At 62.0% G+C, this 26,353-nt stretch carries 25 protein-coding genes; 10 read left to right on the top strand and 15 right to left on the bottom strand.

The genetic code is table 11. The features are described 5' to 3' along the window. Positions 1-77: 77 nt before the first annotated feature. Complete coding sequence (locus BMW72_RS14900; protein ID WP_134450354.1) at positions 78-1,571, bottom strand: glycosyltransferase family 39 protein; 1,494 nt, start codon at positions 1,569-1,571, stop codon at positions 78-80. Between the two features lie 177 nt (positions 1,572-1,748). Between BMW72_RS14900 and BMW72_RS14890 the strand changes: the two genes are divergently transcribed. From BMW72_RS14890 to BMW72_RS14870, 6 genes are all read left to right on the top strand, one after another. Beyond that, complete coding sequence (locus BMW72_RS14890; RefSeq protein WP_092111921.1) at positions 1,749-2,315, top strand: recombinase family protein; 567 nt, start codon at positions 1,749-1,751, stop codon at positions 2,313-2,315. Positions 2,316-2,535: 220 nt separating this feature from the next. Next, the gene (locus tag BMW72_RS19345; protein ID WP_241983882.1) at positions 2,536-3,363 is read left to right on the top strand and encodes a DDE-type integrase/transposase/recombinase; all 828 of its coding nucleotides are present in this window, start codon (positions 2,536-2,538) and stop codon (positions 3,361-3,363) included. Between the two features lies 1 nt (position 3,364). After that, positions 3,365-3,793 (top strand): Mu transposase C-terminal domain-containing protein, encoded by a 429-nt coding sequence (locus tag BMW72_RS19340; RefSeq protein ID WP_241983881.1) that lies wholly within the window; start codon positions 3,365-3,367, stop codon positions 3,791-3,793. Beyond that, the gene (locus BMW72_RS14880; protein ID WP_092111920.1) at positions 3,780-4,685 is read left to right on the top strand and encodes an AAA family ATPase; all 906 of its coding nucleotides are present in this window, start codon (positions 3,780-3,782) and stop codon (positions 4,683-4,685) included. The genes BMW72_RS19340 and BMW72_RS14880 overlap by 14 nt, the downstream gene beginning before the upstream one ends. A 143-nt stretch (positions 4,686-4,828) precedes the next feature. Then, positions 4,829-5,458 carry a recombinase family protein gene (locus tag BMW72_RS14875; RefSeq protein ID WP_092111919.1) on the top strand — a complete coding sequence of 210 codons (630 nt, stop codon included), beginning with the start codon at positions 4,829-4,831 and terminating at the stop codon, positions 5,456-5,458. A gap of 67 nt (positions 5,459-5,525) precedes the next feature. Beyond that, the gene (locus tag BMW72_RS14870; protein WP_134450353.1) at positions 5,526-5,870 is read left to right on the top strand and encodes a hypothetical protein; all 345 of its coding nucleotides are present in this window, start codon (positions 5,526-5,528) and stop codon (positions 5,868-5,870) included. Between the two features lie 4 nt (positions 5,871-5,874). Here the strand turns inward: BMW72_RS14870 and BMW72_RS14865 are convergent, their stop codons facing one another. Further along, positions 5,875-7,155 (bottom strand): SIR2 family protein, encoded by a 1,281-nt coding sequence (locus BMW72_RS14865; RefSeq protein ID WP_134450352.1) that lies wholly within the window; start codon positions 7,153-7,155, stop codon positions 5,875-5,877. A 348-nt stretch (positions 7,156-7,503) separates the two neighbouring features. Here BMW72_RS14865 and BMW72_RS18475 point away from each other — a divergent pair, with 348 nt between their 5' ends. Both BMW72_RS18475 and BMW72_RS14855 read left to right on the top strand, forming a co-directional pair. Beyond that, positions 7,504-7,788 (top strand): hypothetical protein, encoded by a 285-nt coding sequence (locus BMW72_RS18475; protein WP_134450351.1) that lies wholly within the window; start codon positions 7,504-7,506, stop codon positions 7,786-7,788. A 515-nt stretch (positions 7,789-8,303) separates the two neighbouring features. Then, a complete protein-coding gene (locus BMW72_RS14855; RefSeq protein WP_092111912.1) occupies positions 8,304-9,002 on the top strand; it encodes a hypothetical protein in 699 nt (232 codons plus the stop codon). An 85-nt stretch (positions 9,003-9,087) separates the two neighbouring features. On the opposite strand, the gene BMW72_RS14850 is transcribed toward BMW72_RS14855, so the two are convergent. The 4 genes from BMW72_RS14850 to BMW72_RS14835 are packed head-to-tail and all read right to left on the bottom strand — an operon-like array spanning position 9,088 to position 15,573. Then, positions 9,088-9,297: a helix-turn-helix domain-containing protein gene (locus BMW72_RS14850; protein ID WP_092111910.1), complete on the bottom strand. Its 210-nt coding sequence runs from the start codon at positions 9,295-9,297 to the stop codon at positions 9,088-9,090. Next, positions 9,294-12,416 (bottom strand): type I restriction endonuclease subunit R, encoded by a 3,123-nt coding sequence (locus tag BMW72_RS14845; protein WP_092111908.1) that lies wholly within the window; start codon positions 12,414-12,416, stop codon positions 9,294-9,296. The genes BMW72_RS14850 and BMW72_RS14845 overlap by 4 nt, the downstream gene beginning before the upstream one ends. Then, positions 12,413-13,630, bottom strand: a complete 1,218-nt coding sequence (locus BMW72_RS14840) for a restriction endonuclease subunit S domain-containing protein (RefSeq protein ID WP_198416330.1) — start codon at positions 13,628-13,630, stop codon at positions 12,413-12,415. Before BMW72_RS14840 ends, BMW72_RS14845 begins: the two co-directional genes overlap by 4 nt. Then, positions 13,627-15,573 (bottom strand): type I restriction-modification system subunit M, encoded by a 1,947-nt coding sequence (locus BMW72_RS14835; RefSeq protein ID WP_092111906.1) that lies wholly within the window; start codon positions 15,571-15,573, stop codon positions 13,627-13,629. The genes BMW72_RS14840 and BMW72_RS14835 overlap by 4 nt, the downstream gene beginning before the upstream one ends. A 274-nt stretch (positions 15,574-15,847) precedes the next feature. On the opposite strand from BMW72_RS14835, the gene BMW72_RS14830 reads away from it, so the two are divergent. Together BMW72_RS14830 and BMW72_RS14825 are read left to right on the top strand one after the other, a co-directional pair. Then, positions 15,848-16,792, top strand: coding sequence for a GIY-YIG nuclease family protein (locus BMW72_RS14830; RefSeq protein WP_092111904.1), 945 nt, complete (start codon positions 15,848-15,850; stop codon positions 16,790-16,792). Positions 16,793-17,585: 793 nt separating this feature from the next. After that, positions 17,586-18,647, top strand: a complete 1,062-nt coding sequence (locus tag BMW72_RS14825) for a coiled-coil domain-containing protein (protein WP_092111903.1) — start codon at positions 17,586-17,588, stop codon at positions 18,645-18,647. A 104-nt stretch (positions 18,648-18,751) separates the two neighbouring features. Here the strand turns inward: BMW72_RS14825 and BMW72_RS14820 are convergent, their stop codons facing one another. From BMW72_RS14820 to dprA, 9 genes are all read right to left on the bottom strand, one after another. Beyond that, on the bottom strand, positions 18,752-19,138 hold the full coding sequence (locus BMW72_RS14820) for a hypothetical protein (protein ID WP_092111901.1): 387 nt from the start codon (positions 19,136-19,138) through the stop codon (positions 18,752-18,754). Then, positions 19,139-19,576, bottom strand: coding sequence for a hypothetical protein (locus BMW72_RS14815; protein ID WP_092111899.1), 438 nt, complete (start codon positions 19,574-19,576; stop codon positions 19,139-19,141). A gap of 135 nt (positions 19,577-19,711) precedes the next feature. Beyond that, on the bottom strand, positions 19,712-19,966 hold the full coding sequence (gene nrdH / locus BMW72_RS14810; protein WP_092111897.1) for a glutaredoxin-like protein NrdH: 255 nt from the start codon (positions 19,964-19,966) through the stop codon (positions 19,712-19,714). Positions 19,967-20,602: 636 nt separating this feature from the next. After that, positions 20,603-21,484: a ParA family protein gene (locus BMW72_RS14805; protein ID WP_092111895.1), complete on the bottom strand. Its 882-nt coding sequence runs from the start codon at positions 21,482-21,484 to the stop codon at positions 20,603-20,605. Positions 21,485-21,890: 406 nt separating this feature from the next. Continuing rightward, the gene (locus BMW72_RS14800; protein WP_092111893.1) at positions 21,891-22,307 is read right to left on the bottom strand and encodes a DUF3846 domain-containing protein; all 417 of its coding nucleotides are present in this window, start codon (positions 22,305-22,307) and stop codon (positions 21,891-21,893) included. Between the two features lie 359 nt (positions 22,308-22,666). Further along, positions 22,667-23,608, bottom strand: a complete 942-nt coding sequence (locus BMW72_RS14795; protein ID WP_092111891.1) for a DUF3560 domain-containing protein — start codon at positions 23,606-23,608, stop codon at positions 22,667-22,669. Between the two features lie 355 nt (positions 23,609-23,963). Continuing rightward, on the bottom strand, positions 23,964-24,395 hold the full coding sequence (locus BMW72_RS14790; protein WP_166787715.1) for a DUF3846 domain-containing protein: 432 nt from the start codon (positions 24,393-24,395) through the stop codon (positions 23,964-23,966). Between the two features lie 14 nt (positions 24,396-24,409). Continuing rightward, positions 24,410-24,553, bottom strand: coding sequence for a hypothetical protein (locus tag BMW72_RS18835; protein WP_166787714.1), 144 nt, complete (start codon positions 24,551-24,553; stop codon positions 24,410-24,412). 344 nt (positions 24,554-24,897) lie between these two features. After that, complete coding sequence (gene dprA, locus BMW72_RS14785) at positions 24,898-25,848, bottom strand: DNA-processing protein DprA (RefSeq protein ID WP_092111887.1); 951 nt, start codon at positions 25,846-25,848, stop codon at positions 24,898-24,900. Positions 25,849-26,353 lie beyond the last annotated feature (505 nt).

Below are 26,353 nucleotides of genomic sequence, written 5' to 3'. Positions count from 1 at the left end.
TCGACTCGACCGCTGGATTCAACGATCACGACCTGAACTGAGACCAAGCCGGAGGGCAGAACGGGCCCTCCGCCGGATCAGCGTTGACCCGGCTCCCTCTCGTAGACGGCGATGACGGAGCGATTGGTTTCATGCGGAGGGCCTTCTACGTATCCCAAGGGCAGCAGCACTGTTTCCGCGTCGGTAACCGAGGTGCCCGCCATGACGACCCAGATTCGGTCCACCCCCGCTAATTCCGGCCCCATGTCTTCCCACGCAGTTGTCGTATCCGAGAATGTCCCGGTCACCGTGAACGGAGCAATGAAGGCAATATCGATGACGCCCGCAAACTGGTGCGGGTAAGCGTAGAGCGCCTGCCGCGGTCGTAGGGTGACGCTGCCGGAGTCTTGGAGGTAGATCGCGTCGCCGGGCGAGGCATGGGAGTGAATGTAGTCGGCGATTTGCGCGAGATCGCTGCCGCCGTTCTTGGCGACGGGTCCACGTTGAGCAAGATAGGTCGGAACGCCGGCCACGGCCACCGCACCGACGAGTAGCCACGTCACACTGTTCCGCGGTGTCCGGGTGAAGGCTAGTGCGAGGAGGATCGCCATGCCGGGCACGGTGAACGACAGATAGCGGGCGGTATAGAGCGGGCCGATGGCTACGTCCGCGACGAAAAGCAGCACCAGCGGCACGACGACCCACGCCGCGGCCAGCCGAAAGGGCCCGGCTGGTACGGATCGCCGTCGCACCACCAAGATGACAACGGCGATCCAGGCGATCGCCGCGACCGGCCAGGAACTGTCGAATGCGGGCTCGACCAGGATCGTCCACGCATTGACGACGGGCTGATCGGATAGCCACGCGATCTGCTCCTTCTGCTGCACGCTGACAACCAAGATCGGAAGACACGCTGCCACCGCGGCGACCGCCGCGATCACCCACCGGACGAGAACCCCGCGGGTGTGATGGCTCAGCAGAAGGACGAGCGCATGGACGGCGAGCAGGAGCACGGAGTACAAGAACAGGTACGTTCCGGCCACCACGGTCAGCGTGTAAACAATCCACCAGGGCCACGATCGTCTGCGAGCCGCAAGCAGGAGCATCAGGGTGGCCCAGACGGCCACGGCCGCGCTCAGTGCGAACGAGCGAGCCTCGATGCCCATATAGGTCGTGCGGGGAAGGATCGCAAAAATGATCCCTGCCACGATGCCGATGCGCAGACCACCGATGGACCTGACGAGAACGACCAGTCCAGCCGCACCGGCACCAACCGCCAGCGCGGACAGAGACCGCGTCGACAACTCGGACTCACCAAACACGCCGACCCACAGCTTCATGACTGAGTAGTAACCAGTGTGAACTGCGTCCTTATGCCCGACGAACGCGAACAGTTCCGGCCAGCTCAACCGAGACGCACGAAGCGTCGCTACCTCGTCACTCCAATACGACGGAATCCATGAGCCAAGAATGGAGATGACCGAGGCCAAGATCCCCACCACAATGGCCCAGCGCGATACCAGCCACGGGGTCGCAAAGCTCCTGGCGACGTTTTGGTACGTGCCCTCAATCAAGACTGAAACTGCGCGCACGAAACTCCTCCGCTCAGGGCTGAGCCTATTGCCACCCTTGAGGGTCGATGACGCCTGTCCATGAACGACCGTCCACGAGACAGATGCGGCAGTCAATTCAAGAATCCGCGTGTTGTGTTCCACGGCTCGTGTCCGAGACCTATGTACTGTCAGGCACGTCAGAGGTACAGTTCTGTTATGGCATCTGTCGGCTACGCCCGAGTCTCCACCCGAGAGCAGAATCTCGACGCGCAAACCGACGCTCTCGAGGCGGCTGCCTGCGAGAAGGTGTTCGTCGAGCATGCCTCCGGAGTCCTCGCGAAACGGCCGGCCCTAGATGATGCCCTCGACTATCTCCGCGACGGCGACACCCTTGTCGTGACGAAACTTGACCGACTTGGCCGATCCGTCCGAAACCTGAAAGAGGTGGCCGACGGACTCGAGCGACGCGGCGTCGGCCTGAAAGCACTCTCTCAAGGGATCGATACGACCACCCCGGGTGGGCGGCTGTTCTTCCACATGCTCGCCGCGATCGCGGAGTTCGAGCACGACCTCATCGTCGAACGGACTAAAGATGGCCTGGCTGCCGCGCGCGCACGTGGCCGAAAGGGAGGGGGTCGTTCGAAGATGACGGCGACGAAGGCGCGGCAGGCACGGACGATGTACGACGAGAAGACGTATACGGTGCAGCAGATTGCCGAGACCTTCGGGGTCTCCCGCGGGACTATTTATCGTCACCTTGGCGAAGACGTCAGCCCTGCATAGGTCGTGACCCTCGATGGCGCAGAGAACAGCCGAGATGAAACTCGCACTTCTGCGTCAACACGACGGCGGCGTTCCCTGGGCCCGGATCGCTGCCGAGTCCGGAGTGCCGGTCCGCACTCTCACCCGTTGGTCGACCAGGTACCGGGCTGATCCGAGCTCGCGCGCTCTGGAACGTCCCCGCCGAGGCGACCGAGGTACACGAAGGATTGCCCCCGAGCTGGTGGAGGTCGTGGAAGCTCTCGCCTTGCGTCGGCCGGAGCCGACGGCGGCGTTCATCCATCGCCGTGTCGGTGACATCGCCCACGACCGGGGACTTGCGGCGCCGAGCTACACCACCGTCCGAACGATCATGGCCGGACTTGACCCGGGCCTTCGCACCCTCGCCCAGCACGGGGATGCCGCCTACAGGGACCGGTTCGAGTTGGTGTTCCGCCGAAACGCGAGCCGCCCGAATGAGCAGTGGCAGGTCGACCACACTCTCCTCGATGTCGCCGTGCTCGACACGAGCGGAGTGCCTGTCCGGCCCTGGCTGACGATCGTCCTCGACGACTACTCGCGAGCCATCGCGGGCTACACGGTTTTCACCGGCGCCCCAACCGCCGAGCAAACGGCCCTGGCGTTGCATCAAGCCGTCAATCGGAAACTCAACCCTGCCTGGCCGATCTCGGGATTGCCCGACATTCTCTACAGCGATCACGGTTCCGACTTCACCTCCGCACGCCTGGAACGCGTCTGCCTGGACACCCACATCCAGCTCATCCACTCCCGAGTCGGCATTCCCCAGGGCCGCGGGAAGATCGAACGATTCTACGGCACCGTCACCACCGAGCTCCTTCCGCACCTGCCCGGGCATATCCCGCACGGAACCAATGGCACCTCTATTACCCCTGCCACCCTGCCCCTCCGGCAGTTCGACGAGATCCTCGAACGATTCATCGTCGACGACTACAACCATCGTCCGCACTCTGAAACCCGCGAAGCGCCCTCGAGGCGGTGGGGGGGCGACAGGGTTCATCCCGCGGAGCCCCGCACACCCCGAGGACCTTGATTTGCTCCTCCTTACTGCCGCGGCAACAAGGAAGGTCCAACGCGATGGCATCCAGTTCGCCTCCACCCGGTACGTCTCACCTGTCCTCGCTGCGTACGTTGGGGAACAGGTCACCGTCCGCTTCAACCCACGCGAGGTCGGTGAGATACGCGTCTATTTCGACGACACTTTCCTCTGTCGAGCCATCGCGCCCGAGTTGGCCTCAGAGTCCGTCTCACTCCAGGAGCTGCAAGCCGTTCGCGCCACGCGGCGGCGCGAGCTGAAACAGCAGCTCCGGCAACGCCAGAGCCTTGCCGACGCTCTCCCCGGCGACACCCGATACGCGCCCGCCGACACCGACACCGACGCCGACACACACGCCGACACCGACCCGGTCCTGCCACCACCACCCGCCCCACAGAAAGGATTGCGTCTGTATGCCACCGACTGACCCCGGCCGCAGCCTCCTCGGCAAGAACGACGACGGTCGAAGATTCCTCCTCGAACGATCCGGCGAGGTCAACACCACCCCCGTCCCCAAGACTGGAATGGCGGCGTTCCAAACAACACGGGAGCACCGCAGGTTCACCGAGTTCGCGGACACCGTTCGCGCCCACCGCTACATCGGCCTCTGCTGGGGGCCACCCGGCGTGGGAAAAACCTTGTCGGCCCGGCACTACGCCGGCACCGACGACTGGGAGCAATGGCAAACCATCTTTGAAGACGACTTCGGCCCAGTACCTCCGCGGGTTCTCGAAGCACACACTGCCTTCTTCACCCCCAGCGTCGCCGCGACGATCCGAGAAATCGACCGCGGCCTGCCCACCGCCTGCCAACGAGTCTCGTTCGCCATCGATTACCACGAGCACGGCCTCGTCGACCCTTACGTCTATACCCAGTCCCGCTCCAGTGGGCGCACCGAACTGCTCATAATCGACGAAGCCGACCGCCTCAAAACAACAGGCCTCGAGCAAGTTCGCGACTACTTCGACCGACACAACATGGGCGTCATCCTGATCGGCATGCCCGGCATCGAGAAACGCTTCGCCCGCTACCCGCAGCTCTACAGCCGCATCGGATTCGCACACGAATACAAACCACTCACCCCCGACGAACTCACCGCCGTGCTCAACAATCGCCTCCCGGCAGGAAATGTGGCAGATGATGGCGGCATCGGCCACGCCACCGCCATCGCCACAATTGTCCGAATGACCGGTGGGAACTTCCGCCTCGTCGACCGCCTCGTCACGCAGATCGAACGAATCCAGAAGCTCAACAAGCTCGACGGGCTCACCCCGGAAGTTGTCGACGCCGCCCGCCAAGCCCTACTCATCGGCCACTAAGCGGCGCCGGAATCGGGCCACTTATCTCTGCGGCTCACAAGATTGGCAGAATCGCACGACGCGGCGAGTCTCATAACTACGTCGCATAACCTCCTGCTTGAATTGCAGTACTCACCGTTGGTTATGAGACACCCAGGAGCAGAGTGACGAAGCTGATCGGCTACGCGCGCGTATCGACGCGCCAGCAATCCACCGACCGGCAACAGGCCGACATCCTGGCCGCGGGTGTCCGGCGCGACGACCTCTACGTCGACCATGGGGTCTCTGGCGCTCGAGCATCGCGGCCTCACTTCGATCGCGCGCTGGACGCTCTCGAGGACGGCGACACTCTCGTCATCACGACTCTGGACCGGCTAGGACGATCGACGCAGAACATGCTCGCCTTCGCCGAAGAGCTCCGCAGCCGCGGTGCCGGCCTCCGGGTGCTGAACCTGGGCGGCGGCGACGTCGACACAGCGACACCGATGGGATCCATGCTGTTCACGATCATGGCGGCGCTCGGACAGATGGAACATGAAATCAAGCGAGAGCGCGTGGTCGACTCGATCACCAAGCGCCGCAACGCCGGCAAGGATCTAGGCGGCCGCCCGCGGCTCATCACCGACAGCCAAATTCGCAACGCTAGCCGACTCGTAGAAGGTGGACAAACGGCGGCCCAAGTCGCGCGCAACCTCGGAATGTCTCGAGCTACCTACTACCGCCGATCACGCGTTCTGGGACCACACCCGGAGCCTTCTTCTGGCGAGACTCTCGTGAGCGACGGCGCCAACTAGCGATCACAGAAGGCCGCCAAAGAACGCCAAAAGTCACATGTCCGACGTCCCGAGTATTGTTCGCGGCATGGAACTTGTAGACGGATTGCCCCCGAGCGTGGCCAGTATTGCCGCGTTCCTGGCCACTAAAGCCAAGGCGTACGACAATCACCTGAAGTGGAACGAGCAGGCGATGTTCAAAGCTGACCTGATGAACCTGCGGCACCGTTGGCGGTCGGTTGATTCGGTCGCGTTCAGATCCAAGTGCCTCGCGGAGGGTATGCGAGGTGAGGATGTCGGGTTACTGGTCGGCTGGCTCGAGAAGGCCCAAGCTGGGCGGAGGCTCGTGCCGTCGAAGTCCTACCGCACGTTCCGCTTCAATCCACCGCCCGAGGAAACCGCGTTTCCCTCCTACAACAACGACAGGTGGTGACTCGCTAAGGGTTAGCCGATCTGTCCAAATAGGCAATGTGCCCCGATGAATGGTGCTCGGTGCTAGGCGGACGAATGTCCGGCAAAGGATGCTCAGTGAGACCAGGCCATCGAGTCTCAACTTCGTTCTGCAGCCACTCAGAAGCACCCAAATCCCCACCATCGACAGTTTGTGCAACCTCACCAGGGCCCCTGGCCGGAAGAACGTCGCGGCCGTTCATGGTGAGGTAGGGCTGAGCCACGCCCGACCTAGTGTCAGTCTGGGAACCCCAAGCAATCACGTCTCCACAGTGTCTGTCCACATAATCCTGTATCGCCGAAGGCCCAGACATCCCGTCGTGGCGCCGTCCATTGCCTAAGAACTCCTCTATACGAGGTCGTACCTCAGGCGAGAAGTCGACTACAGAGATCGGAACCTTACCAATCGAGTTTGATACGAAATGCCGTGCACCGAGATCGCTTGGGGGAAACGAATATCCCATCACGGTAAGCCGTTCTGCGCTTCTCATCGCCGTTGCTGCTTGAGCCCATTGCGCTCGGAGGGACAGGTTCGAATAGAACGCACTTTTCGTCACAGTTGGCGGGATAACCAATGGTTTCAAATCACTGAAGAGCGAGGTGTACCTGGGTCCAAGGTCGCCCCTGGTCATGACGTCCGGCCACCAGCGGAGCCCCGTGCGTGTCTCGACGATCCGTTCGTTGACCGGTGCTCGATCGCCGGCGTAATACCAGTTGATAGAGCCGTGAAGCTTATAGAGACGCAATAAGGAAATATCGGGAGTCGACGCGCCGAACATCAAATGTGAGCTTGGAGGCAATCTTTCAGTCAGGGGTATCGCATAAACGTCCGACCACGCTGCAACTGAGAGCTGTGAAAGCATCCGCTCAATAAGGAGGTCGTAATTGAACGTCACCACGTGCGCCTGAGTCCGACACCAAAACCAGACGAGCCGGAGAAGCCAAATTGGATACGGGTTCTCAAGCACCTGCTTCTCGGCGGCGTCGATGCTGGCGTGAACAGAGAGGCTCGCATCCTCAAAGAGGGCACGGTTCCGCATGTTGTCCTGATCGCTTAGCCAAGGCTGATCTATAGAAAGATAGGACATCCACTGCTCAAGATCCTGATTGAAAGGGTCCAAGTTGCCGGCTGGCACATTAAGACTCTTCAAGACGGTCGACTGCAACTCGCGGAGTGTGGGCATGTGTGCACTCACCGCCTTGGAAAAACCGGCGCCCAGGATAAAGACTTCGGATCCGAATTTGGAATGGGCATCTTCGTCTGGCACAGAATGAGGCTACTGCCGATCACCCTGCGGCCCCTGCCGCTGGTCCCAAGCGCGACGTAATAGGAATCAGTTTCGTCACCTGTCGTGCCGGTTCTGAGAGTTCAGGTTGTGACCGTCAGGAAATGCAGAGCAGTATCCCAAACTGACGCAAGAACAAAGAGCTACCTGACGCCCAGGTTGGGTGTACCCCAAGTGGACGAAAGCGTCGCGCACCCGAGTTGCCCCCGTCCGCCGCAAGCGAGCTGGGCCACTGAACTGCTCCTAACGATCGCTTTCCGGGAGGGGCAGCAGCAGCAAGCCAGCCCTATGCGGCCTTCCTCCCTCGTGGACGTGGCGTACGGTTCGAAGATGAAGCTTGAAATATCTACAAGTCCCCGTGTCACATGGGTATGGGCACAAGACCCGGCAGAGGCCGGAAGTCTTCGCGAGATCCTAACCGCCGCCCACTGCAGCTACTCAGACGCCACCGGCAAGAATGCCGAATCGCGGATTCTTGATCTTGATATCGGAATCGTCGCGGCAGAGGGCCTCACCGCTCTCAAGGCGGCTGGCTACTCTTTCCAATGGCACTCCACACAGCACGAACTTAATCGTCAGCCCACCTTGTTCGGCCTGACGATCGAACAAGTCTGACCGCAGAAGTGCAGTGGTGGTGGCTCTGCCACATGAAGCCCCTGCATCCAAGACAACGGAGATCGGAAATGCAGGCCGTGCGGGCCTTGGGTCTCCAGGCTGCTGAGGTCTACTGAATCAGCCAGCGGGGCTATGGTGCCGACAAAGAACCAGACCCGGTGACCGCTCCCCCGAATTGCGAGCTTTGCCTACTGCCAATGCGGGCCGAAGGAACACCCGAGAGCCCGTTCTGGCGGTGCCCGGTGTGTGTGACTTGGTGAGCCTGGTCTAACCGCCGACTGTCGATACGCGGCGGATAATGGGGAATGAATTGGGACATGGCACACCGCCCTCGAGACGCGGCCGAGTCCACGCCGGCCACCATCGAAGCACCCGACAGCTAGGCCGCAGTCGAGAAGCTACGCGCTCAGATCCCCGCCGACCACGTCGTAATGTACGTCAGGCCCACCCGGTAACGACCAGGTCACCCCACCTCGAGCATTTCACCGTGTTCGAACGTATGTTCTAATAGGTGGATGGGTTCGGTCACTAAGCAGCCCCGCGAGCCGCACGCGCAACGATCCGTGCCGGCTCACTCGCTCGCGCAGGTCGAACCCGACCACGCGGGCGAATTCATCCCCCGCCCATTCAGCCTCACGTCAGCCGAGTTGGGCGGCCTCACCGCCACCCTGGCCAACGAACCCACCCACGTCCGAGCCTGGGTGAGATACCCCGCCATAGCTGAACACGTCCAAGCCCTGGCCCTGGCGTGGACCCCACGCGCCGTGTACGTCGAGTGGGAAGACGGCGGCATTCACCGCGCCTGGATATGGGCGCCGGCCGTCGAGCGCGCAGCACCGAGCCAGAGCGCCGCTACTCCCACTCCCCCGCGGCAACACGAGAAGGTGGTGACAGTGCGTGACACTCGGCCGCTAGTCGAGCTGGTCAATGCCCAGCTAGCTCAGATCGGGGCCGAGTTCGTTACCGCCATGGCGCAACCAGCCGGGCCGTTCGCCGCCATTGTGTTTGGGACGATCGAAGATCACGGAGTGCGCCTGGAATTCTTCACCGCCCCCCTGACGAGTGCGTGTGCAGTGCATCTGTTCGATATGACAGCTAAGAAGATTCTTACCGAGTGGGTCACAACTCCGACTTTCGCGACAGCTATCGAGACTTACCCCTGGGATTTGGCGATTAACACACTCTTCTCCCGCGAACCGAACGAAGACGGCTGAAAGCTGATGAGCGGAGTTGCACCGAGCCAGGAACAACCGGCGCACCCGAGGCACACCAACCCGCGTTGATGCAGTCACTGTGAATTCAGTTGCGATCCTTAAGTTCCAGCGCCAGTCCCAGTGCCTGCGCGATTTTAGCGATAGTCGCTGTAGTGACGTCATTGTTCGCTTCGACGCGAGCGATGGTCGGACGGGACAGCCCCGACTTTTCACCCAACTCCGCTTGCGACCACCTCTTCTTCTTACGAGCCTCACGGATGACGTCGCCGAAACCCGTCGGCTCCGCTTCACTCACGCTCGAGCGCCTTTCGTCTCGGAGCCGACATTTGGTTCGGAGCGGTGTTGCGCGTGAAGGGCGTCCGCGGCGATGTCAGCGATCTGCCCGAGGAACGCTGGGTCAGTCATGTAGGACTGGATTTCCTGGGACTCGCTGACTGTCTTTAGCACCGCGAGCCCGACGGCGCCGCTGAAGCCCTCCGACGCCTTGAGCTGCGCGAGGGTATTGTTTTGCGCCATCGCTACCGCTTCCTCGTTGGCGTCGAGGAACCCCCAGAAGGTCGTGATAAATCCGGAAATGCTCTCAGGGCTGACGTCGACACCCTTGGCCTTGAACATCTCGTTGACCTTGTCGATGGCCTCGTCCAACGGCCCTCGCTTGGGAGTAGCACTTCCCTTGTGCTCGCCATCGAAGTCCGGAAGTCGGATGCCCTCGCTGGCACCCTTGCTCAACGAATGGTCCTCATTGATCGCAGAGGGCACGAGCTTGACACCTGAAAGCTGCACGCCCTCAAGGAAACTGTCGTCGTGGCCAGCACCATCGGTGTGCAAGTTGCGCGCCAGCAGAGTCGCGAGGATGGCACGACGATGAAGCTCGGGGTCCTGATAGTCGACGATCTGGCTCAAAAACTGCCAGGCATTGCGGTATCCGAGCACGTCGGCACGGAATGACTCCAGCAGCCCCTTCTTGGTTTTGTCCTTGGCCAGCACTGCCTGACGCCACTCGCCGCGCCAGCGGTTCTTGATCGGCGATAGGGACTTTGCGATCGCCTCGCCGCCGGAGCTGTCGAGGAACGCGTCAGCGACTGCGTCCATCTCCTCGTGCGTGTATAGGCCCGACGTGTCGAGCCGCTCGCCGACCGTGATCAGCGCGTTGGGATCGACGTCGCCGTCGACGTGGGCGTCGAAGTAGTAAAGCTTGAAGTCCTCCTGGACGCTTGCTGGGGTGTTACGGAAGTCGACGACCATGGGCGCAGTCTTGCCCGGGTAGCTGCGGTTCAGTCTCGAGAGAGTTTGGACGGTGGCGACGCCGGAGAGCTTCTTGTCGACGTACATCGCCATGAGGCGGGGCTCATCGAAGCCGGTCTGGAATTTGTTCGCGACGATGAGGACACGGTAGACGCCCTCCTCGCGGAACGCTTTGGCGACGTCGCTGCGCCCGTTGGCTGAAATCTCAGTGACGCTCTCGCCGTCTTCGGCGGTGAGCGAACCGGAAAACGCCACCAGCGTGCTCAGGTCGTCGTACCCCTTCTCAGCAATGTACGCGTCCATTTTTTTCGACCAGCTCAGCGCCTCCATTCGTGAGCTCGTCACCACCATCGCCTTGGCTTCGCCGCCGAGCATGTGCATGACGTTCCGACGGAAGTGCTCGATGACGACGCGGACCTTCTGCGCGATCGCGGTCGGGTGGAGACGGGCATATCGGACGATGCCGGATACCGCCTCACCGGTGTCAACCTGGATTGTGCCCTCGGATTCCTCGCCGTCGAGCATGTTCTTCACGCGGAGGAACATGTCGTAAGTCGAGTAGTTGGTCAGCACATCGAGGATGAAGCCCTCTTCGATCGCTTGTGCCATTGTGTATGTGTCGAAGGCCTCCCAGCGGCCGTCACGCTCGGTGCCGAATAGGCGCAGTGTCTTCGCCTTCGGCGTCGCGGTGAGGGCGACGAACGTGATGTTGCTGGACGCTGCGATGGCAGAGTCTCTGGCCCTCAGTAGATCGTCCGCGCCGATGTCCTCGTCGGCATCTAGCTCCACGTCAACGAGGAGCTCTTTGAGCTGTCGCGCGGTGGAACCCGACTGCGACGAGTGCGCTTCATCGGCCACTACCGCCCAGTTCCTGCCGCGGAGGTCTTCCGTGTCCTCGATGAGCTTCATAACCTCGGGGAAGGTCTGCAAGGTACAGGTGATGATGTGGCCACCCTCGAGGAGCGCCTTTTTCAGCTGCGGCGACTTCGCTCCGGACTTCTCACCGACGGGGACGACGAGGCCTCTGCTCGACTGCACAAGGTTCATGTCCTCGCGGATGTTCTCGTCGAGCACGGTCCGGTCAGTGACGACGATGACAGAGTCAAACGTTGACTTCGAGTCGGCGCTCATATGGCGAATCAGGCGATGGCTAAGCCAGGCAATGGTCTTGGTTTTGCCCGAGCCCGCAGAGTGCCAGATTAGGTAGCGCTTGCCCGTTCCGTTCGCCTCGATGTCGGCGACGACCCTTTCGACGGCTCGCAGCTGGTGGAAGCGAGGAAAGACAAGCCGTCCTTCGTCTTTTTTGCCCGATTTATTCGGTTCAAAGAGCGCGAAGTCTTTAAGGATCCGCATGAAGGTCGGCCGCGCGAGGATCTCGCGCCAAAGGTAGTTCGTCGACGAGCCGGTGCCCGACGGTGGATTGCCCTCGTGTCCGTCGTTGCCCTGGTTGAAGGGCAGGAACGCGGTGTCCCCGCCCTGCAGCTTCGTCGTCATGTAGACCAGGTCGTTGGAGACCGCGAAATGGACCAACGCGCGTCCCGGCGCGAGCAGAGGGCGGTTCCTCCCCGGCTTGCGGTCCTCCTTATACTGACGGATCGCGTGGTTGACCGTCTGCGTGTTGTCGGTTTTGAGCTCGAGTGTTGCGATCGGCAGGCCGTTCGCGAGGAGCACGACGTCGATACTGTCGCCCGTCGTCGTATCGAAGCGCACCTGGCGCAGGATGCGCAGGCGGACCGATGCGGCGGCTTCGACCACTTCGGTCAGATTCGGGTTCGCCGGCGGGAATGCCATCATCGGGCCGAACTTCGCGGCGGGTCGTCCGATCTGGGCATAGGAGAAGCCCTTGCGTAGCACGCCGAGTAGGCCGCCGACCGGGTGCCCGGTCGTCGGGTCCATACGCGTGGTCTTGGCGAGTTCCTTGGTGACGTGCTGGAGTAGCTTGCGCTCGGCGTCGGCTCGCTGGCCATCGGCCAGGTCGCCGGGGACGGCTTTGTCGTACTCGTCTGGGTACTGGGCGTTGAGCCAGTGCAGCAGATCGGCCGGCACCATCGCGAGGCCAAGGTCCCAGCCGGTCGGCTTACCGTCGTCTTCGTATAGCCACCCGTGCTCCGCGAGCTCGGCGCAAAGGTTCTCTTCGAACTCGCGCTCCATCAGCTGTGCGTGGCTCATAGGATTTCCTTCTTGTTTGTAACGATATCGAGGAGGAAAGCGGACGAACGTTCCACGAGCAAGTCGCGAAGCCTAGCGACCTTCGCCAGCATGTGGTCAATGTCGCCCGTCACCTCATCGAGGTGGTCTGCGATGCTGATTTGCTCATCCATGGGAGGCAACGGCACGGGCATCATGTCGAGGGCGATCTTGGTGACTCGCTGGGCATTCGGTCGGACGCCTGTGCCGATCGTTCCGAAGTAGTCGACATACCGGGGGCTGCGGAAGAGGTGATGGACGTATCGGGGGTGGAACCTGGGCGAGATCCAGAACGCCTTGTAGTCAGGGCTGGTGTAACCGGTAAGAGATGAAACGCCTAGTCCACCGTGATTCAGCCACATCATGTTGGCGGCTAGTTGGCCCGGTCTCACGACGCGATAACTCGACACGTCAAGGGATGCCTGTTGGCCCTCCGCCCGCATGTTTAGTTCAACGCCTCGATACTCCGAGATAGAGAGGAGCGGCCCCGGTGGGTTGTCACCATTGCGTTCGGTGCTCTCTGTGAAGTCGTACCCGAATTTCGTGCGTTCCCAGTGCTCCGGTATCCCGGCAAGCGGTGACTGCGCATCTTCGCCCCGCCCCGTGTCATTGCCGGAAAGCCTGAAGAGCGCAGCCGTATCGACTGCACGTGCTCGGAGCACATCCGTCAGCTCATCAAGTTTTGCGATCATTGCAGCAACGTCATCAAGGCGTGCCGCGAGCGAACGCTGAACTTCTAATGGCGGCAAGGGGACGCGGATGCGCGACATGCGTGTGAAGTTGGTAGACCAAAGATCATCGACGATGCCCGCACCCCAGCGAAAGAATTCGTCCTGGAATGCTGTGCTGCGAAAGAGGTGATGGCCATACTCCGCAACTAGGAGTTCGGGCTTCGGCGTCATGACCGAGTAGACGACCGAAACGCTTCCATTTTGGTGGGCCAGTCCAGACGCCCCGCGTCTATCGGACCGGGAGTTGATGACCAGATCCCCTGCACGCACGAGCTTGCGGTCGCCTTCGGTCTGCGACTTGGCCACGCCCACGAGCTGGGGTGTCACCCCTCGCTTGCCTACTGACAGAGGACGGAACTCCGTTTCTCCAACCTTCTCGCTCCGTTCGACCACGATAGATCCGATCGGAGCCATGACGAAGGCCGAACTCTCGAGCAGGGACTCATGAACCGCCTGGGCGGTCACTGATCAGTCACTGACTTGAACATCTCAGCGAGCTCACCCATGAGGTTCTGCACCTCAGAGTCGATTTCATCAAGCGGTCGTGGAACGCGGGGGGTATAGAAGATCCTCGTGAACGGGATCTCATTGCCGTACTTTGCCTTTCCCTCGTCGCACTGGGCGTCAGGAGAAAATGGGAGCACCTCTCGCTCCATGTGCTCGCCGAGATCCTCGCTGAGTGGCACTCTTTCCGTGATTTTCCAACCGCTTGCGGTGATCGGGTTTCCCTTGCGATCGAACGCGGCCGGCGCGGAATCGTCAGGCACGCCCATCGCCTTCATAGCCGCGTCCACGAATCCCGACGTAGTTTTCAAACCGGCGGCCTTCGCGGCTTTCGGGAAGGAGGTCGGCAGGTCGTTCCAAGGTGTTCCGTCGAGTGCCTCGAGCACTGCGACGTACGCGTCGCTGAAGTCCTTCCTGTCGCGTAGCTGCTCCACAATCGTCTCGTTGAAGACGGTCCTCAGCCGCGCTTGCTTGTAGACCGACACATCGCGGAACATGAAGTCCTCAGGCGTTACCACACGCGAAATCGTCGGGTCCGCGAGTTCGAACGCGTTGTACGCCTCAAGCACCGCGTTGCGATTAGCCTTTTTCATCTCCCGACGTTTCTCGCCCATCGGCTTGCGCAACAAGGTCCACTGCCCGGATCCGTCGATCAACTGGATCTTTCCTCGGCGCTCGAGATCCTTGTTCGTGTCGAGGAACCAGACGTACGTAGGAATGCCGGTTCCGTAGAACATGCCCGATGGCAGGGCGACTACTGCATCGATGAGATCCTCTTCGAGCAGCCATTGACGAATCGCGGTCGGTCCTTTGTCGCCATTGAACAGCGGCGCTGCGTTTGACACGACGGCGGCGCGACCGCCTTGGCCGTTTTTCGCCGCCGGACTGAGCTTCGAGGCGCAGTGCGCCAGAAACAGCATCTGCCCGTCCGCCGTGCTTGGTAGTCCATGGCTGAACCGCGAGCCATGCACCGCGGATTGATTACGCACGGGTATCTCGTCGGCCGACCAGTCGCTCCCGAAAGGAGGGTTGGATAGTACGTAGTCAAATGTCTGTCCCTCGTAGAGATCCTCTACCAAAGTGTTGCCCTGCTTGATTGCGTCGGGTCGGCCACCCTGGATGAGTAGATCTGCCTTCCCGAGGGCGAATGCTGAGGGCATGAGCTCCTGGCCGTAGAGCGTCACGTCGATCTTTCCATTCATCCGCCGCAGTGCATCCTGCGCAATGAGCAGCATGCCGCCTGACCCGGCGGTCGGGTCGTAGATGGAACGGGCCGCGCTCTCGCCTGCAAGCGTGTCGTCATCATTAGCGATCAGGATGTCGACCATAAGCTTGATTGCATCGCGCGGCGTGTAGAAGTTGCCGGCAGCCTTTCCCTTCTTATTGAAGGCCCTGTACATCACGTCCTCGAAGACGTCGCCCATCGCGGTGTTCTCCAGCTTGCTCGGGTGAAGATCGAGAGTGGAGAAGTGCCTGACGACGGCATGCAGGCGGTTGCTCTCTCCGAGCACCTTCGCACGTCGGGCGAACTCGAACGAGACCCAGATATCGGCGATGTTATTTGAGAAGCCGGCGATGTAGCTCTTGAGTGACTCTTCGACGTTGTCGTCGACCGACGCGATCGTCGCAAGGTCAAGCGGCGAGACGTTGTAGAAGCTGAGTTTGAACTTATCTTTTACAGCGATGTCGATGAGGTGCGGGGGCAGCGAGGCCAGGGATCGAACGAACTGCGCTACCTGCTCTTTAGTGTCGGCGAGCATGCATTCCAGTCGGCGCAGAACTGTGAACGGAAGAATAAAGTCGCCGTAGTCTTCCTCATCGACGATGTTGCGTAGATATTTGTCCGCCGTCTCCCACACGATCTGAGCCGTAGTGCTCTTGGATGTACCCGTCGGCTCTGCCATGCGTGCTTTTCCCCACCTTGTCGCCACACTCTTTGTATCAAAGACTTTACACAGGTCGATGTATCAGAAATATGACATATCGACTTGCGGTCGCTCGTTCAGCCGAGCGTGCTGCCCATAAGACCCATCCATCGTTCCTTAGAAATTCGACGATCCATTCAGGTGTCTCGTACCCCCCGGGCCTCACAATCCAGGGGATACAGAACGCGGACTAGCTGCCAGCTCGAACGAAGAGTGTCCTAAACTGCGAGGCAGCAGCCAAGGGGGACGTTTGATGGTCACGTCGGGTAAATCTGTTCGGTTGTTCTTAGTGGACGGCACGCCGGGCGGCCTGGTGACGGCGGAGATCATGAACTGGACCGGTCATCTTCTTGCGGGCCCGAGGTCAGATCTTCTGTCGCTACTCCGGAGGGAAGAGGCCCGCCGGACAGGTGTATACCTGCTCCTCGGGGACGCACCCGATAGCGTCGGTGGCATTCAGGTGTACGTCGGGGAGGGCGACGACATCAGTGTCAGGTTGACCAGTCATGCCCGTGAGAAAGACTTCTGGGAACGCGCAGTTCTCCTCACCAGCAAGGACGCTAACCTCACCAAAGCTCACGCCCGCTACCTTGAATCCCGCTTCCTCCAAATTGCGCGCGACGCGCAACGTTCCGAGATTGTTAACGGCACCGCCCCGCCTCTGATCGCCCTCCCTGAAGCCGACGTGTCTGACATGGAGTACTTCATCGCACAGGCGCTGATCGCGCTGCCAGTCCTTGGCGTCAATGTCCTTCGAGTCACGACTGTCACCGCCGGCGATCCAGTGTCGGCGGGTCAGGCGCGGGTCGCTGAGTCCGCACCGCAGTTCACCATGGAACAGCCCCGTGAAGGACTAACAGCCCACGCCACAGAGGTGGATGGAGAGTTCACCGTCCTGAGCGGCTCTCATGCACGACGCAAACAGGTCGGCGGAGGATCGTACAAGGGGCTTCGCGAACGTCTCGAAAAAGACGGCACCATCGACACCACTACGGATCCAGCGATCTTTACGAAGAACCAGGTTTTCGCTAGCCCGTCTGCAGCAGCAGCTGTCGTTGCTGGCCGCTCCGCCAATGGCCGCACCTCGTGGGTCGAAAACGATACCGGGCTTACCTACGGGGCTTGGCAAAACCGTGGCCTCGACGACCCCGCCGTTGGAGCGCAGACACCGAAGACAGCGTCAGAGACCAAATACTGAGACGTCCTGTGACCAGTACATCTCAGCCGTTGACAGCACTTGCCCATTCGAGCATGGCCTGAGCCTAGCGAGATCGACCGCTACGGTGACCGCCGTTCGAACACCCAGGGCACACCGCTGAACCGGCTACAGGTGAGTTGATAACAGTCGTGCGACCGATAGGGCGCCCGGGGCGTCGCGGTCCGGACCTCGCTCTGAGGTAGCACCGCAGGGCAGCCGCGCTGGCTCTAGATCATGCTGACGAGGTCGCATGAGGGGCAGCGCCAGTAGGGCGCGTCGGTGGTGCCGGGCGGGCAGCATCGGGATGAGACAGTTCTCGCAGTTGGGTGGGGCGTCGAGGTCATCCGTGTGCATGACGGCACGATACTCGGTTGCGACGGGATCTGTCATTTTTCGAAGTCGTCTGCACAACGACCCCTGTGTTTTAGGGGGTTGTGCAGACGAGTGTGACGACTGACTTTTCCGTACTCCTCTGCACAAGTGTCGCTTTTGTTCGTAGTCGCCTGCACAAGCAGGAGGTAACGGGGTGGACGCCGGATCGGCCCTGGTGGTGGTTCGGATGCGATTGAGTCGTTGCGCCGAGACGGGGTGACGAATCCAGAGGCCATCTGAGCGACAAGGTCTCGTCGGACAGTCACCGAGTCAGTTGTGCAGGCGAGTACGAACATCTGTGCAGACGACTTCGAAAAATGGCAACGGAAAACAACAGTGATGACGATCACTATTTCGCAATACGTTATAACGTTATTCGTTTTTTATATACGTATTGCGTCATAAGTGATACGATATGTGCATGAGCATCCCCGAGATCACTGACGTGCGCACCTGCGGTTTCCCCGGCTGCGATGAGCCCGTGGACGCCACGCCTGGCGTCGGCCGGCCCGCTGGCTACTGCACCAACTCCGCCCACAACCGGGCTGCGGCGTGGCGTGCACGTCGCGCCGAGGCCGGCCGGGTTGAGCGAACAGCAGAGGACGACAGGCTTCCCGTCGATGCTGCCCGGCAGCGGGCGAGCGTGCTGCGGTCCCAGGTCGCCGGGATGGTTGAGCACTTGCAGCAGCAGCTCGTCGTCCTCGTGGACGAGTTGCGCACGGTCGCGGACCCGGGTGCGGCTGAAGCGCAGATCGAGGCCGTCACCTCTGACGCGGCCGAGCAGGTCGCGTCCGCGGTCGCCCGCGCCAACCGGGCCGAGACCGCTACCCGCACGGCCGAGGCCGAGCGGGCCGAAGCCGACGCAGCAGCTGAGGAATCCGCCGCCGTAGTCGACGAACTCCGCACGACTCTGGCCGCGCTCGAGCAGCGTGCCGCCGGCCTGGAGGGCGACCTGGTGGCCGCGGGCGAGAACGACGCCCGCAAGGCCGCAGAGATCACCGCCCTGACAGACCAGGTGGCCACCCTGACCGTCGAGAATGCGGCCACAGTCGCGCAACTGGCCGAGGCCCGTGAACTCGTCGGGACGGCGACAGCGGCCAAGGATGGTGCTGTGGTGGCCGCGCGTGACGCGGCCGCGCAGGCTGACGCTGCCACGGCACGCGCCGAGCGTGCCGAGACGGATGCTGCGAGCACCCGTGAGTTACTCGATCAGTCCCGAACGGAGCGCGAGAGCGCGCGGGCGGAAGCGCTCGTACTCACCGGGCGCCTGGCCACGGTCAATAGCCAACGCGACAGTGCCGCGGCCGAGGCCGCCCGAGAGCGTTCCTACGCCGAGCAGCGCGTCACCGACGTGCGGGACACCCTCGAGCAGCAACTCACCCAACTGCGCGCCGACCTGGACCAGTCCCGCACGACTGAACGCGAACAGCGCACCCGCGCCGACCGCGCCGAAACACAGGCGACAAACCCCAACCAGAAGTAGACCGCCAGCCCACTCCCCCGCGCCTCGCCTCGCCTCGGCGGGAGCCTTACTGGGCGCGGGCCTGTTCGCCTGCGGCGCCGGCAGGGGTGGTGTTCGCGGGCCGGCTAACGGAAGTTCTTCTTTGAGTCCGTCTCGTTGGGATGGCCGGTGGCGGCTTTCGTGATGACCACGCGTCCCGGTTTCTTTGCCTTCGCATTGGGCTCGTCAACGGCATACCAGAGGCGAGCTCCGTCCGTGACTTTGTACTGCCACTGCGGCAGGACCATTCCATCGACCAAGGCCGTTGAGAGATCTCCTCGGAGTTGGTAGCACCGATCCGGGTCGTACTGTCCGGGATGAGCGGTGAGATAGTCGTGGGCGTCGGCGAGGGCGTTCTTCGCGGACGCTTTTAAATCAGTCCACCCACGTTCGGCCGCGGTGTTGCCGAAGAAGATCTCGTACTCGGTGCCCTTGATCGGTCGCGGAACCGGAACGCCGCGCTTTCCCGCCATCTACGGGCGATTAACGCGGACAGGGACGGCCGGCAGCTCGAGGGGCTCGACAGGTTTCATACCCATGGCATAAGCCACGGCCGTTTCCTTCCACTCCTGCTGCGCACGCAGCAGCCGCTCAAACGTGCCCAACTCACTGGCGGCATAGACAAGCTGCTCAATCTCGGCAGCGTACGCGCGCAGCTCCTCCGGCGTGAACTCCCCCGTCCACGCGAAAAGATCAGTCAGCGCAGCCGCGACGTCGCCCTTATTCCGGCCGATCGCGCGGATCAGACGGCTCGACAGCGCGACACCCTTCTCGAGCACGTCGAGATCGTGACCGCGGAGGATCACGAGATCGTCACCATCACGGCGCGTAATCCGAACCTGGCCCTCGTCAATATGAGCCAGAACCTCCTTGGGCTTTCGCAGAAGGTCGGTGAACGTCGCGGTACTCATACCCAGACACTACATCAGATAAACATCTGATTAGCTGGGTGTTCCGACGATTGAGAAACGCCCCTGGCCGGGCGAGAGGACGGCCAGGGGCGTTGACTGTGCGGCGCAGGATCCTGCGCCGGGCTTGTGACGGGTCTACCCTTCGAGAGCTCTACCCTGCGCCAGAGCGGCGATGCGGTCGGGTCGGAACCCGGCCCAGTGATTGTGCTCGTCGACGACCACGATCGGCGCCGAACTGTAGCCCAGGTCCTCAGAGACATATTCAAGAGCTGCTGCATTCTCGGTCACGTCGACGACTGTGTAGGTCACACCTGCTTTGTCGAGTGCTCGGTAGGTCAACGTGCATTGGATACACGCTCGCTTGCGGTACACCGTCACCTGTTCACTCATGATCGTGCTTCCTCTCCACCAACAATTTTTTTGCCGGGCTGGCAAGAGAAATCGATAGCGACCGGGAGTGCCGTAGTACCGGGTCGTGGAATACCGCAACGCAGCGAGGATATGCCGCGAAAGCCCAGAACGCAGGCACGCAAGGAAGCTACGATGACCAGCCAGACAGGTAAAAACGAAAAGCCCTTACAGCGCCGCACCGCGGCTCCCATGGTGGCGTGTGGTGCATGGTTGCGCTTTCCCCGTTCTACCGTTAGCTCCCGAGGGGTCTGCCTTGACGGAACCCACCGACATTTCGAGGAAAAGGCTCACCGCCGTTGAATTCAACGGCGAGACGTGCAAGTTCACGTTCCAGTGCACCATCAACGAGGGCTGCCATTGATGTGTAGCCGCCTTCGTAGCCGGCAGTTCTGAGTACTGCCGTTTCGGCGCGCTTCTTGAGGGAAGTGCGGAGTCCAAACGTGACTGCCTTCTTCTCGTCACTCTCCACAGCGTCAGCCGGTGACTCACTGGATGTGCGAGTCGGCAATAGAACGGCCGGCGGAGGCTCTATGGCAGATGGCGTGCGGACTTCCTCAACCTCGGGCACCAGCCTGATTAGGCTTGCGCTTCCTGGCCGTCGACGAGTCGGGGCGGTCATGCTGCCATCCCCTTAGTGCCGAGGAAACGGGCTAGATAGGTTCGCGCGACGGCGTCATAGAGAGCGACGGTTTTACGTCCGTTTCGGTCGTTCCAGTCGGACAGCGAAACGGCCGCCGCGTCGGCTTCTGCGAAGCGTGACCATTCGGGGATATACGGAGGGTTGAGCAGTTCTGAACCGTCAGACATTTTCACGAGGCCGCCTAAGTTCCACACAAGGTCTCCGAACTGATCGCGTAGTCCCTCGATTTGGTAGTCGTGTTCGATGGTGGCTTTTCGTCGCGTTACGACGATGCCTCCGACCGTGAGGGTCGGGTTGGCTATGTCGATCGCGTGACGAGTCACGAAGTCGTTCACGCGGATGGCTGCTTCGACGGAGTCGTAGTTGGGATCGGTTGGGATGATGATGGTGTCGGCGGCCGCCATCGACATCTGCACCAGGTGACCGAGGTCTGGCCGCGTGTCGATAAGGATAATGTCGTAGTCGTCGGTCCATCCGTCGAGTGCTTTTTGGAGCCGTCTCACGGCTCCGATGACTCCGGCTTCAGTTTCTCGGTTTATGAGGTCAAACCGTGCTGGCAGCACATCAATGTTTTCCGCCTCTGCTGTTGGGTTCCCATCAGGGCTGGTCCATCCGCAGGCGACGACAGCCCCCTCCCCTGATCCGGACTGATCAGCCTTTATAACCTCGGACATGGTGGGGATCGGTTCGTTTGCGTCCCATTCGATGCCAAGTCGACGTGTGGCGTTCGCCTGTGGGTCCATGTCTACGACGAGAATCCGCTGGCCGGCTCGAGCGAGCGCGGCGGCAAGCTGTACGGTCAGCTCCGTTTTTGACACGCCACCTTTGTTGTTCGATATGACTGCTGTGTGCGCCACGGCTCTTACCTCTCACGAAAATCAATAAACACAATACTTGTTTGTATTTATTAGGTTGATTGTCTTTCAACTATTGCGTTGTTTGCGAATATTGTTTTGATCGACACGCCAGCAACCAATAATTTATTGTTTCACAATCAACACAATAATTGTTTGTATTGTAAATATTGTGTTCTTCCGCATAGGAACGTGAGGAATCACCCCACAGGTTTTCCATCCAACCCCAGGGCCACGATAGGCCTGCACCGAACGGCGATCATCGCCAAGTGCAGGGACGACCTCATGTCAATATGGCTGGCCTAGCCAGCTCATCGGGTCCGGCCTCCGTGCCGGCTTCCCGGTGGGGGAGTGTGAGGGGGCTGGCCCCCTCACCGGCTGGCCTCTCGGGGCCAGCCGGCTGCCGTGGCTAGATGTTGCGGAGCATGCTGACGATGGTGGGGAACGGGGAGAGGCTGTCGACGAGGGTGTCGATGGTGCCGTCGTCGGGCTTCTGCACGAAGGCCTTCTGGAGCCTCACGAGTTGGCGGTCGGTGAGGCCGATGGTTTCGCCGTCGGGGGTGACGCTGACGGCGATGGCGGTGCCGAAGATGACGGTGGGGCTGCCGAGGAGGTGGGTGAGCACGGTTGCGGGCAGGTTCAGGGGTGAGCCGTTGATGAGTCCTTCATCGTCGACGAACAAGTCGATGCTGTCGGCCAAGCCGACGACGTCGAACATGGAGCAGCCAATGGCGGCGCTGATGTCTGCCCCGATGCTGTCCGGGGTCAGGTTCAGGGTGGTGATGGTTTCGGTCGGGTTGATCTTGACACTACGGATGGTGGTCATGGGGTTCTCTCTCCTAGTTGGTGAGGGCGCGGGGTTCCGGCTCTCGGGTACTGGTTGTGTAGTCGTCCACCGTTTTTCTGCCCTTGGTGGCGAGAGAATCGATGGAGAGCGGGAGTGGCGAAGCACCGCAGGCTCGGGCGAAATAAGGGAGCCTGCGACCGCGTCCGAGACTGCGGTGCGTAGGCACGGAGCGAACTACGATGACCGGACACCAAGGGAAGAAAAGTCTTGAACAAGACGGACCGGCACAGCCGGTTCCATGTGCGGCCGGCCTCCGTGCCGGCTCCACCCGTGGGGGAGTGTGAGGGGCATCGTCCCTTCACGGCCGGCCCTGGCTGGGCCGGCCGTGACCGCCTGTGTTATTCGGGGCGCTGGTGCTGCTGAATCTCCGCATACGGGGCGGTGTCGGTCCAGGTGTAGCCGGTGGTGACGCTGACGGTTTTGGCGTTGGCGCGGACGACGTCGCGCCACTGGCCGCGGATTTTCACCCGGTCGCCCTTTTGGATGGTGTCGCGGCTGTGGCCGGTGGCTTGTCCGGTGGCGATTTGTTCGGCTCGGACGGCTTCCCAGTAGGTGATCTGGTCGCGTTTTTCTGCGATGTGCGGCGCGAGGTGGTCCGCTCGGGCCTGCTGTTGCGCTTCGGTCGCGTCGATGTATCCGCGTTCGTCGTCGTAGCACGGGGCGATGATGCGTCGTTCGAGCGTGCGGAGCTCGGCGCCCATCGTTTCGATGCGGTTGGCGACGGTGATGGGGGAGTAGCGGGCATCGGTCGTGTGGGTGGCGGCGTCGGCGCGTGCCTGGGCCTGCTGGGCGGTCGCGGTCGCGTCGAGGGCTGCGCGGGTGGCTTTGTCGGCTTTGGCTATGGCGTTGCGGTGGCGGGTTTCGGAGTGGTGGCCGATTTTGATCGGTTCGCCGCCTTCGGGCAGCCGTCGCAGGGCTGCGTGTTCACGGTCCCACGCGGCCGTTTCGGCGGTGGCCTTGCGGTCGGCCTTGTGCTCGAGCGCGTCGACCCGGTCGGCTTGGCGCTGAACTTTCCCGGCCTCCACTTCGGCCATGGGGCGGTGGGTGCTGTCGATGCTGGTGGTGACAGTGAACCCTGCGGCCTCCAACACTGTGATGGTGCGCTCGATGGTGCCGAGCTTGGGGAGGCGGTCGCGGGACTGGGGGACGAACCATGCGCTGATGCTGCGCCCCCAACGCCACCCGTTGGCCTTCAAGACGTCGGCGGTCCCGTCGCCTTTGCTGGTTCCGTCGATCAGGGTGCCCTCGGCGTGCGTGTGGGTGATGGTCAATGTGTTCATGGTCTTGTTCTCTCTCCTCGGACAACGTGTTTTTTTGCCTTCTGGCGAGAGAAATCGATAGCGACCGTGAGCGGTGTAGTTCCGGGTCGTGGAATACCGGAGGGAGCGAAGCGAGTGAGGATATGCCGCGAAAGCCCGGAACGAAGCCGCGGGAGGGAGCTACGATGACCGGCCGGAATGGTCAAAAAGAATCAGAAGACAGTGCCGCGCAGTGGCTCCGCTTGGGCAGGTCAGTAGGGCGGCCGCGCCGCCGTTCCATGTTGTTGCTGTGGTTGTTGCTGGTGTTTGGGTGGGGAGTGTGAGGGGTCCGTCCCCTCGCGGCTGGCCTGACCGGGTCAGGCCAGCCGTGTGTTGGTTAGTGGCGGCGGAGCATGGCGACGAGTCCGGGGAACGCGCTCAGGCCGTCCGCGAGTTGGTCGATGATGGGCGGGGTGGGCCGGGTGGCGATTCCGGCGGTGAGGCGGTGTATCTGGGCGTCGGTCAGGCTGATGCTCTCGCCCGTGGCCGGGTCACAGCCCAGCGCGACGGCGTTACCAAAGAGCACGGCGGGTTTGCCGAGCAGGTGGGCGATGATGCTCGCGCGCAGGTTCAGCCGTGACCCGTTGAGCGCTCCGTCATCGTCGACGAACAAGTCGATGTCCTCCTCGAGGCCGACGACGTCGAAGTTGTTGCACCCGACGCTCTCGTCCAGGGCCTCCACGATGCGGTCCGGGTCGATGAGGGTGGGTTCGAGCTGCTTGAGGAAGCCGATGCGGAGGGCGCGGAGGTGGGTGGTGGGGGTGGTCATGGTGAGTCTCCTGGTTAGGCGTTGCTGTCGGCGTAGCGGGTGACGGTGCATGTTTCGTCGGGCTGGGTGTCGACTTGGCCTTCGCTGTGGCATCCGCTGCACGCGCACCCATCGAAGTACCGGTCGCGCGGATAGGTGTTCTCGTAGTCGTACGTCATGGCTTCTCTCTCTTCTCCTCGGACAACTTGTTTTTTTGCCTTCCGGCGAGAGAAATCGAAAGCGACCGAAGCGGTGGAGTGCCCAGAATTTCAGGCGAAATAAGGGAGCCTGTGACCGCGTCTGAAAATCTGGGAAAGCAGCCGCGCAGGGAGCTACGATGACCGGCCGGAATGGTCAAAAAGCATCAAAAAAAGCAGTGCCGCGCAGCGGCTCCGTTCCGGCAGGACTAGGGCGTCCGCGCCGCCGTTCCATGTTGTTGCTGTGGCTGTAACTGGTGTTCTGGTGGGGAGCGCGAGGGGAGGCCCCTCGCCGGCCAGCCCGAAGGCTGGCCGGCCCCACGTGGCTAGAGTGCTGCGGCGTCGGTCGCGTCGGTGATGATGCGTGCACCGAATTCTTTGATCAGGCGGTGACATCCGGCGCTAGTGGGGGAGGTGACCGGCCCGGGGACGGCGCCGAGCGGACGGCCGAGCGCGCTCGCGTGGCCGGCGACGTTCAGCGATCCGGAACGCCACCCCGCCTCGACGACGAGCGTCGCGGTGCTGCCGGCGGCGATGAGGCGGTTTCGCATCAGGAAACGCCATTTGGTGGGCGCTGAGCCGCAGGCCATTTCTGAGGCGACGACGCCGTCGGTGGCGATTCGGGTCAGGAGGGCGTCGTGTCCGGTGGGGTAGAACCGGTCAACACCTCCGGCGAGGTACGCGACGGTCTGGCCGTCGCTGGCGAGAGCGGCGCGGTGCGCCATCCCGTCGATACCATACGCGGCCCCCGACACGATGGTGTGGCCGCGACTGACGAGTCCGGCGACGATGTCCAGGCACACGTGCTCGCCGTACCCGGTGGCGGCCCGTGCGCCGACGACGGCGATGCTCGGCTGCGCGACCAACAATGCCGTATTGCCCCGGGCCCAGAGGGCGTGCGGGGCGCTTACGCCGAGGTCGGCGAATCCGGCGGGCCAGTGCGGATGCTCCGGCGTAATCAAAACCGCGCCAACGGTTGCTGCGGCGGTGAGGGCGGCCTCGATGGCGCTGTCAACGACGTGGGGGAGTACCCGCGCGCGGAGGCCGGTCAGGTCCACTCCTGCGGCAGTGTCCTCGCCCTGGCACAGGAGGGTGAGTGCGTCGGCAGCTCCCTCGGCAGCGATGAGTTCTCCAGCTTGGGTGTCTCCGGGTTCCCCGACGATCGTCCAGATGGCGCGGGCGATCGCGTCGGGACTGAGGTCCTGGCCCTGCAGTGCAACGGGCGGAGTGGTGAGGTGACGGGTGATGGTGGATGTGATGGTGGATGTCGCGTTCATGTTCTTCTTCTCTCTCCTGGGACAACTTGTTTTTTTGCCTTCCGGCGAGAGAAATCGATAGCGACCGGAAGCGGCGTAGTGCAGGGTCGTGGAATACCACAGGGAGCGAAGCGAGTGAGGATATGCCGCGAAAGCCCGAAACGAAGACGCGGGAGGAAACTACGATGACCGGCCGGAATGGTCAAAAAGACACCAAAAAGACAGCGCCGCGCAGCGGCTCCGTTTGGACAGATCTGAGGGCGGCTGCGCCACCGTTCCTGTGGTGAAGAGGGCTGCGGCCGCGCTGCCCTGCTGGTGGAGGCGCGCGGGCGCCGCCGCTGCTCGTCCAGCTGTTGATCTTCGTACTCACGACCCTGTGGGCACAAGAAGTTCTCCTTTCGCCGCAGCGACGCCGAGAGGTCTTCCCCGACAGGTACGCTCCACCCCTAATCCACCGGTAGGACACCTGAGCGACACCTGCGCGTTGCAGCCTGAAGGAGTTCAACGCTTCCAACGCTTCCAACGC

The organism is Cryobacterium luteum, assembly GCF_900110125.1.
Classification (GTDB): domain Bacteria; phylum Actinomycetota; class Actinomycetes; order Actinomycetales; family Microbacteriaceae; genus Cryobacterium; species Cryobacterium luteum.
The sequence above is the reverse complement of the archived record's forward strand: the minus strand, read 5'-3'. Positions and strand labels throughout refer to the sequence as shown.

Bases quoted from the DNA above. Each gene is read 5' to 3' on its own strand.
- BMW72_RS14890 (WP_092111921.1), top strand. From the start codon at position 1,749: ATGGCATCTGTCGGCTACGCCCGAGTCTCCACCCGAGAGCAGAATCTC.
- BMW72_RS14880 (WP_092111920.1), top strand. From the start codon at position 3,780: ATGCCACCGACTGACCCCGGCCGCAGCCTCCTCGGCAAGAACGACGAC.
- BMW72_RS14870 (WP_134450353.1), top strand. From the start codon at position 5,526: ATGGAACTTGTAGACGGATTGCCCCCGAGCGTGGCCAGTATTGCCGCG.
- BMW72_RS18475 (WP_134450351.1), top strand. From the start codon at position 7,504: ATGAAGCTTGAAATATCTACAAGTCCCCGTGTCACATGGGTATGGGCA.
- BMW72_RS14855 (WP_092111912.1), top strand. From the start codon at position 8,304: ATGGGTTCGGTCACTAAGCAGCCCCGCGAGCCGCACGCGCAACGATCC.
- BMW72_RS14845 (WP_092111908.1), bottom strand. From the start codon at position 12,416: ATGAGCCACGCACAGCTGATGGAGCGCGAGTTCGAAGAGAACCTTTGC.
- BMW72_RS14835 (WP_092111906.1), bottom strand. From the start codon at position 15,573: ATGGCAGAGCCGACGGGTACATCCAAGAGCACTACGGCTCAGATCGTG.
- BMW72_RS14830 (WP_092111904.1), top strand. From the start codon at position 15,848: ATGGTCACGTCGGGTAAATCTGTTCGGTTGTTCTTAGTGGACGGCACG.
- BMW72_RS14825 (WP_092111903.1), top strand. From the start codon at position 17,586: ATGAGCATCCCCGAGATCACTGACGTGCGCACCTGCGGTTTCCCCGGC.
- BMW72_RS14820 (WP_092111901.1), bottom strand. From the start codon at position 19,138: ATGGCGGGAAAGCGCGGCGTTCCGGTTCCGCGACCGATCAAGGGCACC.
- BMW72_RS14815 (WP_092111899.1), bottom strand. From the start codon at position 19,576: ATGAGTACCGCGACGTTCACCGACCTTCTGCGAAAGCCCAAGGAGGTT.
- nrdH (WP_092111897.1), bottom strand. From the start codon at position 19,966: ATGAGTGAACAGGTGACGGTGTACCGCAAGCGAGCGTGTATCCAATGC.
- BMW72_RS14800 (WP_092111893.1), bottom strand. From the start codon at position 22,307: ATGACCACCATCCGTAGTGTCAAGATCAACCCGACCGAAACCATCACC.
- BMW72_RS14795 (WP_092111891.1), bottom strand. From the start codon at position 23,608: ATGAACACATTGACCATCACCCACACGCACGCCGAGGGCACCCTGATC.
- BMW72_RS14790 (WP_166787715.1), bottom strand. From the start codon at position 24,395: ATGACCACCCCCACCACCCACCTCCGCGCCCTCCGCATCGGCTTCCTC.
- BMW72_RS18835 (WP_166787714.1), bottom strand. From the start codon at position 24,553: ATGACGTACGACTACGAGAACACCTATCCGCGCGACCGGTACTTCGAT.
- dprA (WP_092111887.1), bottom strand. From the start codon at position 25,848: ATGAACGCGACATCCACCATCACATCCACCATCACCCGTCACCTCACC.